The 17982-nt window shown below is 48.2% G+C and carries 13 protein-coding genes; 11 read left to right on the top strand and 2 right to left on the bottom strand.

Annotated elements, in window-relative coordinates; all coding sequences use genetic code 11:
• The first annotated feature begins 11 nt into the window (after nt 1-11).
• A complete protein-coding gene (locus LQ567_RS11145; protein WP_231004582.1) occupies nt 12-2993 on the top strand; it encodes a glycoside hydrolase domain-containing protein in 2982 nt (993 codons plus the stop codon).
• Nucleotides 2994-3191: 198 nt separating this feature from the next.
• On the opposite strand, the gene LQ567_RS11140 is transcribed toward LQ567_RS11145, so the two are convergent.
• Nucleotides 3192-3545: a DUF488 domain-containing protein gene (locus tag LQ567_RS11140; RefSeq protein WP_231004581.1), complete on the bottom strand. Its 354-nt coding sequence runs from the start codon at nt 3543-3545 to the stop codon at nt 3192-3194.
• Nucleotides 3546-3682: 137 nt separating this feature from the next.
• On the opposite strand from LQ567_RS11140, the gene LQ567_RS11135 reads away from it, so the two are divergent.
• The gene (locus LQ567_RS11135; protein ID WP_231004580.1) at nt 3683-4135 is read left to right on the top strand and encodes an RrF2 family transcriptional regulator; all 453 of its coding nucleotides are present in this window, start codon (nt 3683-3685) and stop codon (nt 4133-4135) included.
• A gap of 188 nt (nt 4136-4323) precedes the next feature.
• On the top strand, nt 4324-4722 hold the full coding sequence (locus LQ567_RS11130) for a group III truncated hemoglobin (RefSeq protein WP_231004579.1): 399 nt from the start codon (nt 4324-4326) through the stop codon (nt 4720-4722).
• A gap of 1224 nt (nt 4723-5946) precedes the next feature.
• Here the strand turns inward: LQ567_RS11130 and LQ567_RS11125 are convergent.
• Nucleotides 5947-6843 carry an OmpA/MotB family protein gene (locus tag LQ567_RS11125; RefSeq protein ID WP_231004578.1) on the bottom strand — a complete coding sequence of 299 codons (897 nt, stop codon included), beginning with the start codon at nt 6841-6843 and terminating at the stop codon, nt 5947-5949.
• Between the two features lie 669 nt (nt 6844-7512).
• Between LQ567_RS11125 and thrA the strand changes: the two genes are divergently transcribed.
• From thrA to LQ567_RS11085, 8 genes are all read left to right on the top strand, one after another.
• Entirely contained in the window at nt 7513-9969 is a 2457-nt protein-coding gene (gene thrA / locus LQ567_RS11120) for a bifunctional aspartate kinase/homoserine dehydrogenase I (RefSeq protein WP_231004577.1), read from the top strand.
• A 122-nt stretch (nt 9970-10091) separates the two neighbouring features.
• Nucleotides 10092-11018, top strand: coding sequence for a homoserine kinase (locus tag LQ567_RS11115; protein ID WP_231004576.1), 927 nt, complete (start codon nt 10092-10094; stop codon nt 11016-11018).
• A 153-nt stretch (nt 11019-11171) separates the two neighbouring features.
• Complete coding sequence (thrC, locus tag LQ567_RS11110) at nt 11172-12470, top strand: threonine synthase (protein WP_231004575.1); 1299 nt, start codon at nt 11172-11174, stop codon at nt 12468-12470.
• Nucleotides 12471-12540: 70 nt separating this feature from the next.
• A complete protein-coding gene (locus LQ567_RS11105) occupies nt 12541-13104 on the top strand; it encodes a hypothetical protein (protein WP_231004574.1) in 564 nt (187 codons plus the stop codon).
• Nucleotides 13105-13109: 5 nt separating this feature from the next.
• Entirely contained in the window at nt 13110-13853 is a 744-nt protein-coding gene (locus LQ567_RS11100; protein WP_231004573.1) for a CDP-alcohol phosphatidyltransferase family protein, read from the top strand.
• A gap of 103 nt (nt 13854-13956) precedes the next feature.
• The gene (gene purS, locus LQ567_RS11095) at nt 13957-14202 is read left to right on the top strand and encodes a phosphoribosylformylglycinamidine synthase subunit PurS (protein WP_231004572.1); all 246 of its coding nucleotides are present in this window, start codon (nt 13957-13959) and stop codon (nt 14200-14202) included.
• Nucleotides 14203-14346: 144 nt separating this feature from the next.
• Nucleotides 14347-15015: a 16S rRNA (cytidine(1402)-2'-O)-methyltransferase gene (gene rsmI, locus LQ567_RS11090; RefSeq protein ID WP_231004571.1), complete on the top strand. Its 669-nt coding sequence runs from the start codon at nt 14347-14349 to the stop codon at nt 15013-15015.
• Nucleotides 15016-15095: 80 nt separating this feature from the next.
• A complete protein-coding gene (locus tag LQ567_RS11085; protein ID WP_231004570.1) occupies nt 15096-17918 on the top strand; it encodes a M16 family metallopeptidase in 2823 nt (940 codons plus the stop codon).
• Nucleotides 17919-17982: the final 64 nt, after the last annotated feature.

Below are 17982 nucleotides of genomic sequence, written 5' to 3'. Positions count from 1 at the left end.
AAGTCACGCAAATGAAATATGTACTTTTAATACTGACGGTTCTTGTTGTAAATATGCTGAATGCTCAACCGGTTAAATACAGATCCGGAAGCAGTAGCTGGAACACCGATTCACTGGGCGATCACCGCGTGGTGGTACAGTTTAACGGATCCGGCAACATAGCCAAAGCGGAGGTAGTGTGGAGAAGAAGGGATGCAGACCCCGCGTCGAAAAGGATCATCGTACAGGATGCCCGGACCGGTGCAAAAATTACCAATGTAAAAGTAGCAGCGGTCAGCAATGAAAAAGGCACGGTTCTTTTTGAGCCGGTTTCCGGCAAAGGCCAGTACTACCTGTATTACCTCGTTTCTAAAAATTCCGGGTCTCCCAACTATCCTACGGTAACCTATCTGAAGCCGGAAAATACTGCGGCAGACACCTGGCTCAATACCCTTCCCGCCCGGCTTTCCGTAAATGCACCCGTAGTAGCCATCGAGTCGAGTGATGCCTTTAACAGTTTTTACCCCATGGAGGTTACCGCTACCGCCGCCGAAACCCGCGCACTGCTGGCTAAATATCAGCGGACGGATTATGTGGTGTTTCCCGAAGACCGGCAATACCCGGTTAAGATGTTCGCAGAGCTGCCTTACCGCTGGGTGCAGCGGGGTGCGGTAAAAACGTTTAAGGGCGAAGGAATGCGGGGTGAAAATTATTCTTTTCAGCTGGCGGTATACGCGCTGAAGGACCTGGATCAGGTGAAACTGCGTTTCTCTGATCTGAAAGATGGAAAGGGAAACCGTATCCCGGCTTCCGGAATGAGTTGTATCAATACCGAAGGCGTGGATTATACCGGGAAGTGGTTTACAAAAAGCGTACATGTAACCCGGGACAGTCTGCAGCCCCTTTGGTGTTTAGTAGATATCCCAGCCGATGCGAAGCCAGGCATTTACAAAGGAACCGTGGAGGTGCTTGCCGCAGGTGCCGCAGCTACCCAGGTGCCGGTGCAGCTAACCGTATTGCCGGCGCTGGCCAAAGAGGGGAATACCGGTGCTCCCTGGAACCAGACCCGTTTAAAATGGCTGAATTCCTCCCTGGCACAGGAGAATACTGTTATAGCCCCTTATACACCATTGGTGTTAAAGAATAATGCCATTGATCTGCTGGGACGACGCGTAACGGTGGACCCCTCTGGCTTTCCGGCGCAACTCCAAACCTTTTTTACAGAAGAAATGACGGGTGTAAAGGCGGCCCCGAACAATATCATCACCGAGCCCATCCACTTTCATTTTACCGGCTCCGATGGTAAAGACCTGAAATTTGAAAACGGGATGCTGCAGTATACGGAACAGTCGCCCGGCACCATTGCCTGGAAAACCACCAATAAACATCCGCTGCTTCAAATGGATGTGGCTGCCTCCCTGGAGTTTGACGGCTTCCTTTCATACAAGGTAAAGGTAACCGCGCTGCAGGATGTGGATTTTAAAAATATTACCCTGCACATTCCGTTTACCCCGGAAGCATCCTTGTACCTGATGGGGTTGGGAGAAAAGGGCCGGGCCCGCCCGGACAGTCTTTCCTGGAAATGGGATGTAGCCCATAAAAACCAGGATGGGGTTTGGGTAGGTGCCGTCAATGCCGGCTTGCAATATACCCTCAGGGATGAGCATTATGTACGCCCGCTGAATACCAATTTCTATTTACAAAAACCCTTGTTGCTGCCGGCTTCATGGGGCAATGAAAACAAAGGCGGAATCATCATCGCACAAAAAGGGAAGTCGATCCTGGCGGATAATTATACCGGTGCCCGCAGTATGAAAAAAGGAGATGTCCTCTACTTTAATTTCAACCTGCTGATCACACCTTTTCACCAGCTGAATACCGATTTTCAGTGGGCTACTCGTTTCTATCACCGCTATGACAGCATCAGCAAAATAAAAGATATTGGCGCCACGGTTGTAAATATCCATCATGGCAATGCCATCAATCCCTGGATCAATTATCCGTTTATTGAATGGCAGAAAATGAAAAGCTATATCGACCAGGCGCATCAGAACGGATTAAAAGTAAAAATATACAATACCGTACGGGAGTTGTCGAACCATGCATATGAACTGTTTCCATTGCGAAGCCTGGGGCATGAAGTGTACTCACCGGGCAAAGGCGGCGGATTCCGCTGGCTGCAGGAACATGTGGGATCGGATTATATAGCTGCCTGGTTTGTTCCGGAAGTAAAGGATGCCGCTATTATTAACAGTGGTATGAGCCGCTGGCACAATTATTATGTAGAAGGGATGAACTGGCTTACGAAAAATGTGGGTATTGATGGCATTTACCTGGATGATGTGGCCTTTGACCGCATTACCATGAAGCGGATCAAAAGAGTGCTAACGGCCAACGGGCATCCCGGTATTATTGACCTGCATTCGGCCAATCAGTACAACAAGAGCGACGGCTTTATCAACAGCGCCAATCTTTATATGGAGCATTTCCCTTATCTGAACCGGCTTTGGTTTGGCGAATATTTCGATTATGAAAATAACAGTCCCGATTTCTTTTTAACAGAAGTAAGCGGGATTCCCTTCGGACTGATGGGCGAGATGTTGCAGGACGGGGGCAATGCCTGGCGAGGAATGGTATACGGCATGACCTGTCGCATTCCCTGGACGGAAAATGCAGATCCTACCGGCATCTGGAAGCTTTGGGATGATTTTGGAATACAGGGCGCGCAAATGGTCGGGTATTGGGTGCGTAATAACCCGGTAAAAACCGACAATGCAAAAGTAAAGGCTACGGTGTACAAAAAGAATGGTAAAGCGCTGGTGTCCATCGCCAGCTGGGATGGAGCCGATACAGAAGTTTCCCTGAATATCGATTGGAAACAATTGGGCATCGATCCCGCAAAAGCGGCAATAACAGCGCCGGCAGTGAAAAAATTCCAGGAAGCCCGGAACTTTAAGGTGGGAGAAAAAATACCTGTTGCAAAGAATAAAGGCTGGCTATTAATAATTCAGTAGGTGGCAGGCTTTCAGTTATCAGTCTTCAGCCGTTAGCATTCTGCGTTGGTTATAACTCTTGTAAGCTTGAAGCGAAATTCAACCCGCGACGGCGGGTATACCGGTAACGTTAAATCTGAGCGCCGGAACAATTCCATGGTCTCCCCGGTCTGCATGTTTCCCCAAGCAAGCAAGAGCAATAAATAGTGCCAGTGCTGCTCAGCGTTGCTCCAACACTTCCCGCAACACCACCGCCTGGTTATGCTCCTCATCCCGTGCCCCAAATAACAGGGTGATCTTCTGCACGCCGGTATGGTGCTTTAAAAACGCTTCCAGTGCCGGGTTTTGCCTTAATTCTTCTTTGTACTTTTTTTGAAACCCCGCCCATTTTGCTGGATCATGATTGAACCATTTCCGTAAGTCAGTGGAGGGTGCGAGTTCCTTCTGCCATTCATCAACAGCTGCATTTTCTTTTTTGATGCCACGCGGCCAGAGGCGATCCACCAATATACGCAGCCCGTCGCTTTTGGACGGGGGAGCATATATCCTTTTGATGGCAATGGTGGTACGCATTTTTCTATTTTATGCGGCAGCAAAACGTCTGCCGGCCAATCTTCATCCGGAATGTGATATTACCGGCTGCTTAAAGGTACAAAAAATAATAAAAGATATTTTTATCTTTTATTAGAATGCGATAATTTTGCAGTCACATGTTTTCAAAGACCTGCGAATATGCAATACGGGGGATGATCTACATTGCGCAGCACACCCGCAACGGAGGCCGTGTAGGATTTAAACAGATCGCCACAGGCATTGATGCTCCGGAGCATTTTATTGCCAAGATCCTCCAGGAACTCAGCCGCAAAGGGCTGGTAGCATCCATGAAAGGACCTGCCGGCGGATTTTACCTGGAAAAGGCATCGCTGAACCTGTCCCTGGCAGATATTGTAACAGCCGTGGATGGTGATCAGTTGTTCCTGGGATGTGGCCTGGGGTTGAAACAATGCTCGGAAACCAATCCCTGTCCGATCCATTTTAAGTTCAAAAAAGTACGGAAGGAAGTACAGGCTATGCTGGAGCATGCAAAGTTGGGCGCGTTCATCGACAAGCTCGACCGTAATGAAACCTTTCTGAAACGGAGCGACTTCTTTATGAATAATTAATTCAGTAAAGGGGAAGCGAAGAACGTGTTACGGCGCAAGGATGTGAACGGGGTTTGATGGGATTATGGTTTTAGCAATGTTTTTAATCCGGTTCATCAACATCCTACAACCTATCACTGTAGATATGGTTCATGTTTTTGCAGGCAGCAATACCTAAGATGCGATCACGTCTCTTTCAATGATCAACAATGACAGAACAGAAAAACGATATTACAACAATAGCGGATATACGGCTGCTGGTTGACCGGTTTTACACATCGGTTCGCGAAAACGGACAGATCGGGCCTATATTTGATGCCGTCATCCGCGACCAGTGGCCGCAGCATCTGGAAAAGATGTACCGGTTTTGGGAAACCGTGCTGCTGGACAATCATACGTATTTCGGAAGTCCCTTTCCTCCGCATGCCAAGCTGCCGGTAACGCAGCAGCATTTTGATACCTGGTTAGGGATCTGGAGGCAAACCATCGATGCTTGCTTCCAGGGATCGAAGGCGGATGAGGCCAAATGGAGGGCCGGGAAAATGGCGGCAATGTTTGTTTCAAAAATCGACTATTACCGGAACTCCGGTAAAACGCCGCTGATATAAACCGTCGGTTGGGAATTTCAACCTTGTCTGGTTTTTAACCTGCAGCGGCCGAATGCTCTTTGCCGTAACGTCGCCCGTAGCGGATGTTGCGGAAGGAAAAGTCTAATGCATCGTTATAATCATCTGAACCGGAAAACTATTAGAAATCGTAATGATAGCACTTTCAGCGTCCCTTTCAGGAGACGCTGAAAGGAAAAAGAGACATGTTGATATAAACCATGCTTTGGAATTGAGCTCCGCCAATGCGCTTTCCCGTGACGTCTCCCGCAGGGGACGTTGCGGGAAAGAAAAGTCTAACGCATCCGTTATAATCATCTGAACCGGATCGCCATAAAAATCGTAATGATAGCACGTTCAGCGTTCCTTTCAGGAGGCGCTGAAAGGAAAAGGAATTGAGCTCCCGCCAGGTTTTAAGACCTGCAGCGGCCGGATGCTCTTTCCCATGAGGTCTCCCGTAGGGGATGTTGCGGGAAGGAAAAGTCTAATGCATCGTTATAATCATCTGAACCGGATAGCCATAAAAATCGTAATGATAGCGCTTTCAGCGTCCCTTTCAGGAGACGCTAAAAGGAAAAATCATCTGAACCGGAAAACTATTAGAAATCGTAATGATAGCGCTTTCAGCGTCCTTTTCAGGAGACGCTGAAAGGAAACGTTTAACGCATCGTTATAGTCATCTGAACCGGATAACTATTAGAAATCGTAATGATAGCACTTTCAGCGTCCCTTTCAGGAGACGCTGAAAGGAAAAGGAGACATGTTGATATAAACCATGCTTTGGAATTGAGCTCCGCCAATGCGCTTTCCCGTGACGTCTCCCGCAGGGGACGTTGCGGGAAGGAAAAGTCTAATGTATCGTTATAATCATCTGAACGGAATAGCCATAGAAATCGTAATGACAGCACGTTCAGCGTCCCTTTCAGGAGACGCTGAAAGGAAAAGGAATTGAGCTCCGCCAGGTTTTAAGACCTGCAGCGGCCGAATGCTCTTTCCCGTGACGTCTCCCGCAGGGGACGTTGCGGGAAGGAAAAGTCTAATGCATCGTTATCATCTGAACCGGATAACTATTAGAAATCATAATGATAGCGCTTTCAGCGTCCCTTTCAGGAGACGCTGAAAGGAAAGAAAGATACTGATCTGCAGCGGACGGAAAGACAATTGTTGAAAAAAAAGCCCGGTGCGATTCTTAAATCGCACCGGGCTTTTAAAATAGATCCTTCGTTTTTACATAGACGGCGTTGCCGCTTGTGTAGTGTCTTTGCTTTTATCCGGAGCCTTGTCGATCAATTCCATAAACTGATCCAGTTTCGGAGTGATAATGATCTGTGTTCTGCGGTTCTTGGATTTACCATCCTCGGTGTTGTTATCCGCTACCGGATTATACTCTCCGCGTCCACCGGCGGTGAGACGCTTGGGATCGATACCGTATTGTGTTTGCAGCGCCATCACCACAGATGCGGCCCTTAAGGAACTCAGGTCCCAGTTGTTGCGGATATTGGGGCGGTTGATGGGGACATTATCGGTATTCCCTTCCACCAGCACCTCATAATCTTTGTAATCCTGGATGATCTTGGCGATCTTGCTGAGAATATCTCCTGCACGATCAGAAATTTCATAACTGCCCGATTTATACAGCATGTTGTCTGCAAGCGAGATGTATACCACACCTTTCAACACTTTTACGTCCACATCCTGGAGTTCGTCCCGGCTTAAAGAACGGGTAAGGTTATTGGTTAATACGATCAGCAGGGAATCACTCTTGTTTTTGGCATTTACCAGATGCTGGATGTATTTATTGGAGGCATTGATTTCATCTACGAGTTTGGAGATGTTGACATTGCCCTGCGTATTCTGGTTGATACTATTATCCAGCGTGGCCTGTAATGCTGCCAGTGCTTTTTTAAGAGAGGCATTGTTGGCGCGTTCCTGTGCCAGCTGCTCTTCAAGACTTTTAACCCGAGCCTTGCTTTCGGCCAGATCCACCTGGCTGGCCTGGTACCGCTCGTTCAGGTTCCGGTAATCTGTTTGCAGGGTGGTGAACTTTTTATTGCTCACACATCCCGAAAAAAACAATGCCATCAAAACGGCCCCAACGGGCCAATAAAATACTCTATTCGTCATAATTGATTCTTTTAAATACCGGTTAGTTTAGGGTGCCTCTTTCTATAATAACAAAATGAATGCCTGAATCAAAAAAATGCGCTACAATTTAAATTGTGTGAGGTCCGCATTTAATACATCATAATGCTTATTCAGAAAGAATGGCTGCCATCAAATTATCTGAAAATTAAGACGTTTGATGGCTCCGTTCCGTTGCAAATGAAAACAAAGTTTTGTTTATGGATTGTTAATCTGGCAGATTGTCGAAAGGATATTGTGATCAAATCTTTTGTTTTTACGGATATGCGCAGACTATTTAATCCGCGAAATCTGAACCCCGGAAGTGAACCGGAAGCTGTTAAATCAGCGGGCATCACAGGCGCCATCAGCGGATCTGCGGCAGCTAAAAAAAAATGGCTAACGGAATGCCATGGAAAGACATATTTCAAAAAAAAATCGGAAGGGTTGGTATTGTTTTAATAATTCTTCCTTATCTTGCGGTGGTATCTAACAAAATGCAGTACAATTTTCAAAATATTAAATCTGCTGTAAGTTTCGGCCACGGAACTACAACCACCATTATTACCACAACCCCTTGAGGGTTGTACGCTGCTATATCATCCATCGGGCATTCTGCCGTTTTCCTTCCGGGTTTTACTCCTTATTTCATATTATCACTAAATCGAATTCATGCAGGTCTTTAAGTTTGGGGGCTCTTCTGTAGCCAATGCTGAAAATATAAAAAAAGTTGCGGCCATCGTTGACAATGCCGCAAAGAAAAATTCCATCGTTGTTGTTGTATCCGCTTTAGGCGGTATTACGGATCTACTTTTAATGGCGGGTAAGGAAGCCTCCGAAGGAAATGAGGATTTCCGGATAAAAGTGGCAACCATCGAGCAACGGCATTTCGAAACCATCAAAGAGCTTATTCCCATCGCCTCCCAAAGCTCTTTATTGAGCCTGGTAAAAAAGACGATGAATGAAATAGAGGAGATCTGTAACGGTATTTTTCTGTTAAGAGAGATTACGCCCAAGAACCAGGACCGTTTGGCCGCCTATGGCGAATGGCTTTCTTCGCAGATCATTGCAGACGCATTTAAACACCTGGGGTTATTTGTACAGTGGAAGGACGCCCGCCAGTTCATTTTCACCAACAGCGATTATACGCATGCAGAAGTACATCTTGAAGCTACTGAGAAGGAAATAAAAAAATACTTTAAAGAAAATAAAAGCAATGTATTCCTGATCCCCGGGTTTATTGGCGCCGATGAACAAGGCATCACTACTACCCTTGGAAGAGGCGGGTCCGATTACACCGCCGCGCTGATTGCAGCGGCCATCGATGCGGAGTCGCTCCAGGTATGGAAGGACGTAAACGGGATGATGACGGCCGATCCGCGCCTGGCCGCAAATGCCAAAGTAATTGAGCATATCTCATACAGTGAGGCCATGGAACTTTCGCATTTTGGTGCCAAAGTGTTGTATCCGCCCACCATACAGCCGGTGATGAATAAAAATATTCCGCTGTATATAAAAAATACCTTTGCCCCCGAAATGGCCGGAACCGTTGTTGGCGGAAAAACCAAGGATACCAAGGTGGTAAGGGAGCATATTGTAAGCGGTATTTCCAGTGTAAACAATATTGCATTGCTGAGTCTTGAAGGCAGTGGTATGATCGGTATCCCGGGCTTCTCCAAACGCCTGTTTGAAGCCCTGAGCAAGGAGCGGATCAATGTGGTGCTGATCACGCAAAGCTCTTCCGAGCATTCTATATGTGTGGCCATTGATCAGAAGTACCTTCCGGCTGCCAAAAAGGTAGTCGACAAAACCTTTGCAGATGAGATCGCACTCAATAAAGTGGAGCCGCTGAAGGCAGAAACCCATCTTTCCATTGTTGCACTGGTGGGTGAAAATATGAAAAGCCTTCCGGGGGTCAGCGGCCGGATGTTTGGGGCACTGGGCCGCAACGGGATCAATATCCGTGCAATTGCCCAGGGCTCATCAGAAAAAAATATCAGTACAGTGATTGCTACCGATGATGTGCGTAAGGCCATCAACGTATTGCACGAAGAATTTTTTGAAACCATCCAGAAGCAGCTCAATCTGTTTATAGTAGGGCTGGGGAATGTGGGTGCCAAGCTGATGGAACAATTAAAACAGCAGCATGCCTTCCTTATCCAGCATCTGAAGCTGAATGTAAGCGTAGTGGGCATCAGCAACAGCCGTAAGATGATCTTTAAAGAGCGGGGCATTTCCCTAAGCAGCTGGAAGGAATCCCTGGCCGGTGGTGAGCCCGCATCTATAACCGAGTTTGCAAGCGAGGTAATTAAGCGGAACATGCGGAATTCTATTTTTGTTGATGTTACGGCCAATAAAGAAGTGGCGCGGGTATATGATAAGATGCTGCAGAAGAGTATCTCCGTGGTGGCCTGTAACAAAATTGCTGCTGCCTCCTCTTTTTCAGAATATAAGAAACTCAAGGAGCTGGCCCATGTATTCAATGCCCGGTTCCTGTTTGAAACCAATGTGGGTGCAGCGCTTCCGGTAATTGGTACCTTAAACGACCTGCGCCGCAGCGGTGATGAAATCAAACGCATTGAAGCGGTGCTGAGTGGTACGTTGAATTTTGTGTTTAACCATTACGACGGCTCCCGCCCGTTTGCAGCGGTGGTAAAACAGGCCCAGGAGGAAGGGTATACAGAGCCCGATCCGCGCCTGGACCTGAGCGGTACCGATGTTATGCGCAAGATCCTCATCCTGGCAAGGGAAGCCGGCTATGAAATGGAAATGGATGATATTACCAACCATTCCTTTATGCCCGCTTCCTGTATGGAAGGATCGGTGGACGCATTTTATAAAGCCATGGAGAAGGAAGAAGCCCATTTTAAAAATTTGCTGAGCGCCGCCCAGGCAGCAAACAGCAAACTGAAATTTGTGGCCACGTTTAATGAAGGAAAGGCTGCTGTTGGACTGCAACATGTAAAACCGGAAAACGATCTCTATCATTTATACGGGAAAGATAATGTAGTGCTGTTTTACACCGCCCGTTATCCCGAACAACCCCTGGTAGTAAAGGGTGCCGGTGCCGGTGCAGACGTAACCGCCAGCGGGGTGTTTGCCGATATTATGCGTGCGGTAAATGAATAGGAATCCATGCCGTTGAAATTTCAAAAGGATGCAACGGCGCAATGATGAACGATGCGTCATTTGACTATTCACCATTGATTATTCACTGCTCACTAACAACATCTCACTAACAACTTCTCCCAATGAAACAAGTAAAAATAAAATCACCCGGTACCGTGGCCAACCTCGTTTGTGGGTTTGATATCCTGGGGCTCGCTCTAAATGATCCGTATGATATCATGGAGTTCCGGCTGCTTAACGAGCCGCGTGTGATCATACATAATAAAGATCATTTTGGTTTACCTACCGATCCCGAGCAGAATGTAGCGGGAGTGGTGCTGCTGGCCGCCATGGAAAAGGCCGGCGGAGATGTAGGTTTTGAAGTAACCATTGAAAAACGGATCAAGCCGGGCAGCGGGTTGGGATCCAGTGCGGCCAGCGCCGCCGGTGCCGCTGTTGGCGCCAACCTGTTGCTGGGAAACCGTTTTACCACAGATGAACTGGTACAACTGGCCATGATTGGCGAAAAGCTGGCCAGCGGGGTAAAACATGCCGATAATATTACGCCCTGTATCCTGGGCGGTATCACGCTGATCCGTTCCATTCATCCGATGGACATTGTACCGTTGGCTGCGCCGGAATTATTTGTAACCGTGGTCCATCCCCAGATAGAAGTACGTACGGCCGACGCCCGGCAGATCCTGAAACAAAAGGTATTGCTAAAGGATGCGATTAAGCAATGGGGAAATATTGCCGGGCTGGTGGCGGGTTTTATGCGGAACGACAAAGCGCTGATCAGCCGTTCGCTGGAGGATGTGATTATTGAACCGGTAAGGAGTATTCTAATTCCCGGTTTTGATGAGGTAAAACGCCAGTGCAAGGAAGCCGGGGCCCTCGGCGGAGGCATCTCCGGTTCGGGTCCGTCGATCTTTATGCTGAGTGAAACGGAAGCGGTGGCACAGGATGTAGCCGGTATTATGAAGGCAATTTATTCCGGCATCGGTATCGATCATTATGTGTACGTAACGACGATTAATAACAGGGGAGCGGAGGTGATGAGTGGTCAATAGTCAATAGTCAATGGTCAATGGTCAACGGGCAATCGTGAATCGTCGATCTGAATCCGTAATCCGCATCAGCGCATCTCATATTTGAAATCTCATATCTGGAAGCTGAAATCTCATATCTGAAATCTGAATCTCATATCTAATTTCTAAAATCGCATGCAATACTATAGCTTAAACCGCCAGTCGCCAAACGTTAGCTTTAAAGAAGCCGCCATCATGGGACAGGCTCCGGATAAGGGATTGTATTTTCCCGAAAGACTGCCACAGCTGGAAGCAGACCTGGTAAAAAATATAGATACGCTTTCCGAAGCAGAACTGGCCTTCCGGGTCATTCGCCCTTATGTGGGCGATGCCATCCCGGAGGCTGTATTGTTTGATATCGTAACACAAACGGTCAATTTTCCCTTTCCCCTGCAACCGGTTACTGCTGACATAGCAGCTCTGGAATTATTTCACGGTCCTACGTTGGCGTTTAAGGATGTGGGTGCCCGTTTTATGAGCCGTTGCCTGGGGTATTTTTTAAAAGACCAGCAAAAAGAGGTGACGGTGCTGGTGGCTACATCGGGTGATACCGGTGGTGCGGTTGCCAGCGGTTTTTATGGAGTGGAAGGGGTAAACGTGGTGATCCTGTACCCGCAGGGCCGGGTAAGCCCGGTGCAGGAAAAGCAGTTGACGGCTATGGGGAAGAACATTACCGCACTTGAAGTGGCCGGCAGTTTTGACGATTGCCAGCGGATGGTGAAACAAGCCTTCACAGATGCGGAGGTACATGCCAAACGGTTTCTTACCTCGGCCAACTCCATTAACGTGGCGCGCTGGCTGCCCCAGCAATTTTATTATTTCTTTGCCTATAAACAATGGCAGGATAAATCCGTTCCCCCGGTAGTGGTGGTGCCCAGCGGCAATTTTGGAAATATCTGCGCCGGGTTGCTGGCCAGGGAAACGGGCTTACCCCTGGGGCATTTTATTGCTGCCTGCAACGCCAATGACGTAGTGCCTGCATTTCTGCAAACCGAAAACTGGAAACCTCAGAAAGCGGTGGCTACGCTTTCCAATGCCATGGATGTAGGTGATCCCAGCAATTTTGTACGCATTATGGAACTGTTCGGCCAGCAGTTTCCCAAATTGAAAGATCGTCTTTCGGCCGTAAGCATTTCCGACGCAGATACCATCGCTACCATCGGAAACGTATATCGCGAAACGGGGTATACCCTGGATCCGCACGGAGCGGTAGCTTATAAGGCCCTGGAAGATTACCAGCAGGCGCACCCGGCAGCAAAAGGACTGATCCTGGAAACCGCGCATCCTGTAAAATTTCCCGATGCCGTAAAACAGGCCACCGGTGCGGATGTTGAAATTCCCGCGGCATTGCAGGAACTGATGCATCAACCCAAACAGGCCATCGCCATGGCACCGGATTATGCGGCGTTTAAAGCCTACCTGATGCATGGTTAAAGCATTAATCCGGCGACGTAAAACCTTCCGGGCTTCCGTGTTTCTGTGGTAAAATCAGTAATTTTGTATTGTGCACGATATAGAACCCTACTACAACTGGCAGCATATTTACCTGAGTGAAGAAGACGAACGTTCTCCTTTTTACGGGGTGGAACATTCCCAGTTCGAATATAAGGACGCTGTATACAATTATTATATCCATCCGCAATGGGATTATTTCGGAAGCCGTACCCTGTACCTGAAGGTACTGATGGCCGACTATGAAGAAGGATATGCCATTATGGAACTGATCGGCGAGTGGAATGATGCGGTGGAAAACGATATTATGACCCTTAAGCGGGATGTGCTGGAAGTGTTCATGAATGAAGGCATTTATAAATTCATCCTGATTGCCGAGAATGTACTGAATTTTCATAGTGGCGACCGGGATTATTATGAGGAACTGCATGAAGAGTTAAGCGATGCCGAAGGCTGGATCGTTTGCCTGAACATGCCTTCGCAAACCCAGTATGATTTTAAACAGGCCAAGCTGAACCAGTTCATCGAGCTGATGGAGATTCATAACTGGAGGGTATATAAACCCTATCATTTGTATAAAAAGATAAACGATCAGCTGGCGGCCCGGTTAACCTGAATAGTATGAAACAAATCCCTAATTTATTTACGCTGTTAAACCTGGTATTTGGCTGTTTGGCCATAAAAGCCATCCTGCAGCCGGAGACCCTTTTTTTTGCTACCGGCGACAAGGGCCCCACTACGGGAATGATTGTGGGCAGCTTTTTCCTGTTGCTCGCGGCGATTGTAGACTTCCTGGATGGCTTTGTAGCCCGCTTATTTAAAGCGACTTCAGCAATGGGGGAGCAGTTGGATTCGCTGGCCGATGCCGTAAGCTTCGGCGTGGCACCGGGTATGATCCTGTACCGGTTGCTGGAAACGGGCTGGGCCGGTAACACCGGGGTTAACCAGTGGTGGCTGCTGCCGGCCCTGATTTTTCCCTGTGCGGCGGTTTGGCGGCTGGCTAAGTTCAACCTGGATAAAGAGCAGCGGTACTATTTTAAAGGCATCCCAACGCCGGCCGCCGGGCTTGCTGTAGCTTCATTACCCGTGATTGCTTATTACGGAACGCCGGCCGTCAATGCATGGGTATTTAACCCGGTTGCAGTGTATGCCGTGATCCTGGTGGTGAGTGGTTTAATGGTGAGCAACCTGCCCATCATCAGCCTTAAGTTTAAGGCCTATACCCTGAAAGCCAATACGGATAAGCTATTGCTGGTACTGATTGCCGTTCTTTCGGCCGTCTTTTTTAAATGGATGGCCGTTCCGGTGGTATTTGTAGCCTATGTTATTGTATCTTTGATTTTTAAGCCAGACCGCAAGGACTGATTTTCATGCTGAAAGGATAACTTCCGGCACGACAAAGCCCCTCAGGGGCTTCAGGGGCACGCATAATATATTTAAATACATACAAGCGCAATAAAGAAAACGTATGAGTTATACAGTACAGGTGGTGATCATGCCGTTAAAAGAATTATTAGATCCTCAGGGTAAAGCTGTTTTGGGTGGATTGGAAAACCTGGGTCTTGGGGCTGTTACAGATGTTCGCGTTGGAAAAAACATCACCTTACAGGTGGATGCAGCCTCAAAAGAGGATGCACAACGTATTGGCGAAGAAGCTGCTAAAAAACTGCTGGCCAACGCCGTAATGGAATACTTTGAGGTAACGGTGCTGTAGTCGGGAATCGGGAATTGAGAATCCAGAATCGAGAATTGAGAATCGAGAATCCAGCCCCGCAACTTCGGGGGAGGATCTGGTTCCTGAAATCCCGGCCGCCTGTTTTACATTTTTAATTTTATATTTCGCATTTTACATTCGCGGATGCTCTACCTCGTTCCCACACCCATCGGTAATTTAAAGGACATCACGCTCCGGGCGTTGGAGGTGCTGAAGGAGGTGGATGTGATCCTTGCGGAGGATACCCGCAATACCGGTCATTTGCTGAATCACTACCAGGTCAGCAAGCCGCTTACACCGTATCATCAGCATAATGAGCATAAAATAACCGCTCACCTGGTAGACCAGCTGGTGGCGGGGCGCAGGATGGCCCTGGTTACGGATGCCGGTACCCCGGGTATTTCCGACCCGGCTTTTTTGCTGGTAAGGGCCTGTATAAAAGCGGGGGTAAAAGTAGAATCATTGCCGGGCGCAACGGCATTTGTTCCCGCCCTGGTCAACAGCGGGCTGCCCACCAACCGGTTTTGTTTTGAAGGATTTCTTCCCCTGAAAAAAGGCCGCCATAGTTTGCTGGAAAGCCTGAAAACGGAAGAACGTACCCTGATTTTTTATGAATCGCCCATGCGGCTGGTAAAAACACTAAATGACCTGGCCGGGTATTTTGGTGCCGACCGGGAATGCAGCGTGAGCAGGGAGCTCACCAAACTGTATGAAGAAACCCAGAGGGGAACCCTTGCCGAAGTAGCTGCCTATTTCTCTCAAAAAACGGTAAAAGGGGAAATCGTGATCGTGGTAAAAGGAATGGATACATAGCACACGAACCGATCCATTGCTTATTTTTGCTAACAACTGTTTATTTTTAATCTTTTTATTTTAAAACGCGAAGACGTTATATGAAACAAAAACCGATCCTGGTAAGGGGCATAGCACTATTGTTTCTTTTATCAGCTGGCCTTGGCCTGACTGCCCAGTTAAAACTGACCGACTCCATCCCGGTAGACTCAAAAATAACCATCGGGAAATTAGCCAACGGGCTCACCTACTATATCCGGCAGAATAAAAAACCCGAGCAAAAAGTGGAGCTGCGGCTGGTGCTCAATGCAGGCTCTATCCTGGAAGACGACAACCAGCAGGGGCTGGCACATATGGCAGAACATATGGCCTTTAACGGTACCCGCAATTTTAAAAAGAATGATATCGTAAGTTTCCTGCAAAGCATCGGGGTAGGCTTTGGAAACGATCTGAATGCCTATACCTCCTTTGATGAAACCGTTTATATGCTGCCCATTCCAACCGATAAACCCGGGAACCTTGAAAAGGGATTTCAGATACTGGAAGACTGGGCGCATAATGTTACCTATAATACAGATGATATCAACGAAGAGCGGAATGTGATCCTGGAAGAGAGCCGGTTGGGCAAGGGGGCAGATGATCGTATGTTCCGCCAGATCTATCCCCGGTTGTTTGCCGGAAGCCGGTATGCAAACCGCCTGCCCATTGGACTGGATTCCATCATCCGGAGCTATAACCCGGACCTGATCCGTAAATTTTATAAGGATTGGTATCGCCCGGACCTGATGGCGGTGGTGGTGGTGGGTGATGTGGAGCCGGCCACAGCAGCGGCGTTGGTCAAAAAACATTTTGAGGGTCTGGTGAACCCGGCAGCACAGCGTACCAGAACCTATGCGGATGTAAAGCCCTATACCGTAAATGAAGGCATGGTCGTTACCGACAAAGAAGCCACCAACTATACCGTTGGTATTGCTTACAGCGCTTTTCCATCTAAAGAAGCCCAAACCGTTGGGGAATACGGGCAGGACCTGGTTAAGAACATTTTTTCCAGCATGCTGAACCAGCGGCTGCGTGATCTGACGCAGCAGGCAAATCCTCCTTTTTTATATGGGTATTCTTATTTTGGAAGCTATGCCCGTAATTACGACCAGTTCAATGCCGGGGCGGGAGTAGCCACTGCGGCAGATGCAAAGAAAGGGCTCGAAACCCTGGTAGAAGCAATTGAGAAAGCCAAGCGTTTTGGTTTTACCCAGGCGGAACTGGACCGGGTAAAAAAGACGATTGAAGCAGGGATGGACAAAGCCTATAACGAACGGGAAAAAACGGAATCTGCCAATTATGTGGATGAATATATCCGGAATTTTCTTACGAGTGAACCCATCCCCGGTATTTCAAAAGAACGGGAGTATACCCGGGAGCTGCTGCCGCAAATCACTTTGAAAGAAGTAAATGCCTTTGCGCAGGGCCTGCAACAGCAATCCAATTATTTTATTACCCTTACCGGTCCCGTATCTGCGGAATTGCCGCTGGCGGCGGACCTGGTGCGTGCCACGGACAATGTAATTGCAAGAACCGATATCCGTGCCGATGAAGAGAAGCTGGTGGCAACGGACCTGCTCCCCAGCCGGCCCAAACCCGGAAAGATCCTGAAGGAAACAACAGACCCCAAACTGGGTACCAAAACCTGGGAGCTGAGCAACGGAACCACGGTAACGTTTAAGAAGACGGATTTTAAAGACGACGAGATCCGGATGGGTGCCCGCCGTTACGGAGGTACCAATGGTTATGGTGTGGCGGATAAATTCAATGCCCAATATGCGCTGAGTGTGGCCGGGGCAATGGGATACGGAAGCTTTTCTCCAACCGACCTGCAAAAAGCACTGGCAGGTAAAACGGCATCGGCCAGTCCGTCACTGGGCGGACTTACCGACGGATTTTCCGGAAGTTCGAGTGTAAAAGACCTGGAAACCATGCTGCAGCTGTTATACCTTAAAGCAACGGCGCCCAGAGTGGATACCGCCTTGTTCCGGTCTTTTATACAGAAAAATAAAGCGGGCATAGCGTATGCGCTTTCCGACCCCCAAACCGTTTTTGTAGACACCTTGTTCAAGACCCTTTACAGGAATAATCCGCTGGCACCGGTGGCCGTGCCGCGCCCGGAATACTTCGACCAGATTAATATGAACCGAGCGCTCCAGATCTACAGGGAACATTTTGGAGATGCCAGCGGTATGCAGTTCGCTTTTGTAGGGAGCATTGATGAGGCCGTGTTAAAGCCGCTGGTAGAAACCTATATCGGGGGGCTGCCGGCTACAAAACGAAAATTTGCGTTTAAAGACAATGGTGTCCGTCCGGTAAAAGGCAAAGTAGATCTTACCGTGTATAAAGGGGAAGCCGAAAAAAGCCTGATCCTTTCCCTGGTGAGCGGAGACCTGGTGTATAACCCGGACCTGGCTTTGAATATGCGCGCGGTAAGCGAGGTGTTGAATATCCGCGTAATTGAGGAGCTCCGGGAAAAGATACAGGGCATTTATGGCGGTGGTACATCCGTAAGCGTTGAGCGGTTGCCCTATGCACATTATAGCTTTTTTACACAGCTGCCAACAGGCCCCTCAAAAGTAGATACCCTGTTAAAGGCCATGAATGCTGAAATTAAAAATATCGAGGCAAAAGGTCCTACTAAAGAGAACCTGGATAAGGTAAAGCAGCAATGGCTGGAGCAGAATAAAGTAGCGATGGAGCAAAACGGCTCCTGGCTCGAATACCTGCTTGCCGCCAAACTGGAGAAAAAAGACCCGGACCGCTTTCTGAATGCGGCAAAATATATCAACGCGTTAACGCCGGCATCCGTACAAGCGGCGGCAAAGAAGATCTTTTCGAGTGGTAATGTGGTAACGGCTGTATTACAACCTGAAAAGAAATAGCGTACGATATTTTTTGAACCCTAAGATTTGTAAAGGAATGACCGTTATGGTCATTCCTTTTTTA

The organism is Niabella pedocola, assembly GCF_021044425.1.
In the GTDB taxonomy this organism is placed as follows: domain Bacteria; phylum Bacteroidota; class Bacteroidia; order Chitinophagales; family Chitinophagaceae; genus Niabella; species Niabella pedocola.
The sequence above is the reverse complement of the archived record's forward strand: the minus strand, read 5'-3'. Positions and strand labels throughout refer to the sequence as shown.

Bases quoted from the DNA above. Each gene is read 5' to 3' on its own strand.
- LQ567_RS11145 (WP_231004582.1), top strand. From the start codon at position 12: ATGAAATATGTACTTTTAATACTGACGGTTCTTGTTGTAAATATGCTG.
- LQ567_RS11140 (WP_231004581.1), bottom strand. From the start codon at position 3,545: ATGCGTACCACCATTGCCATCAAAAGGATATATGCTCCCCCGTCCAAA.
- LQ567_RS11135 (WP_231004580.1), top strand. From the start codon at position 3,683: ATGTTTTCAAAGACCTGCGAATATGCAATACGGGGGATGATCTACATT.
- LQ567_RS11130 (WP_231004579.1), top strand. From the start codon at position 4,324: ATGACAGAACAGAAAAACGATATTACAACAATAGCGGATATACGGCTG.
- LQ567_RS11125 (WP_231004578.1), bottom strand. From the start codon at position 6,843: ATGACGAATAGAGTATTTTATTGGCCCGTTGGGGCCGTTTTGATGGCA.
- thrA (WP_231004577.1), top strand. From the start codon at position 7,513: ATGCAGGTCTTTAAGTTTGGGGGCTCTTCTGTAGCCAATGCTGAAAAT.
- LQ567_RS11115 (WP_231004576.1), top strand. From the start codon at position 10,092: ATGAAACAAGTAAAAATAAAATCACCCGGTACCGTGGCCAACCTCGTT.
- thrC (WP_231004575.1), top strand. From the start codon at position 11,172: ATGCAATACTATAGCTTAAACCGCCAGTCGCCAAACGTTAGCTTTAAA.
- LQ567_RS11100 (WP_231004573.1), top strand. From the start codon at position 13,110: ATGAAACAAATCCCTAATTTATTTACGCTGTTAAACCTGGTATTTGGC.
- purS (WP_231004572.1), top strand. From the start codon at position 13,957: ATGAGTTATACAGTACAGGTGGTGATCATGCCGTTAAAAGAATTATTA.
- rsmI (WP_231004571.1), top strand. From the start codon at position 14,347: ATGCTCTACCTCGTTCCCACACCCATCGGTAATTTAAAGGACATCACG.
- LQ567_RS11085 (WP_231004570.1), top strand. From the start codon at position 15,096: ATGAAACAAAAACCGATCCTGGTAAGGGGCATAGCACTATTGTTTCTT.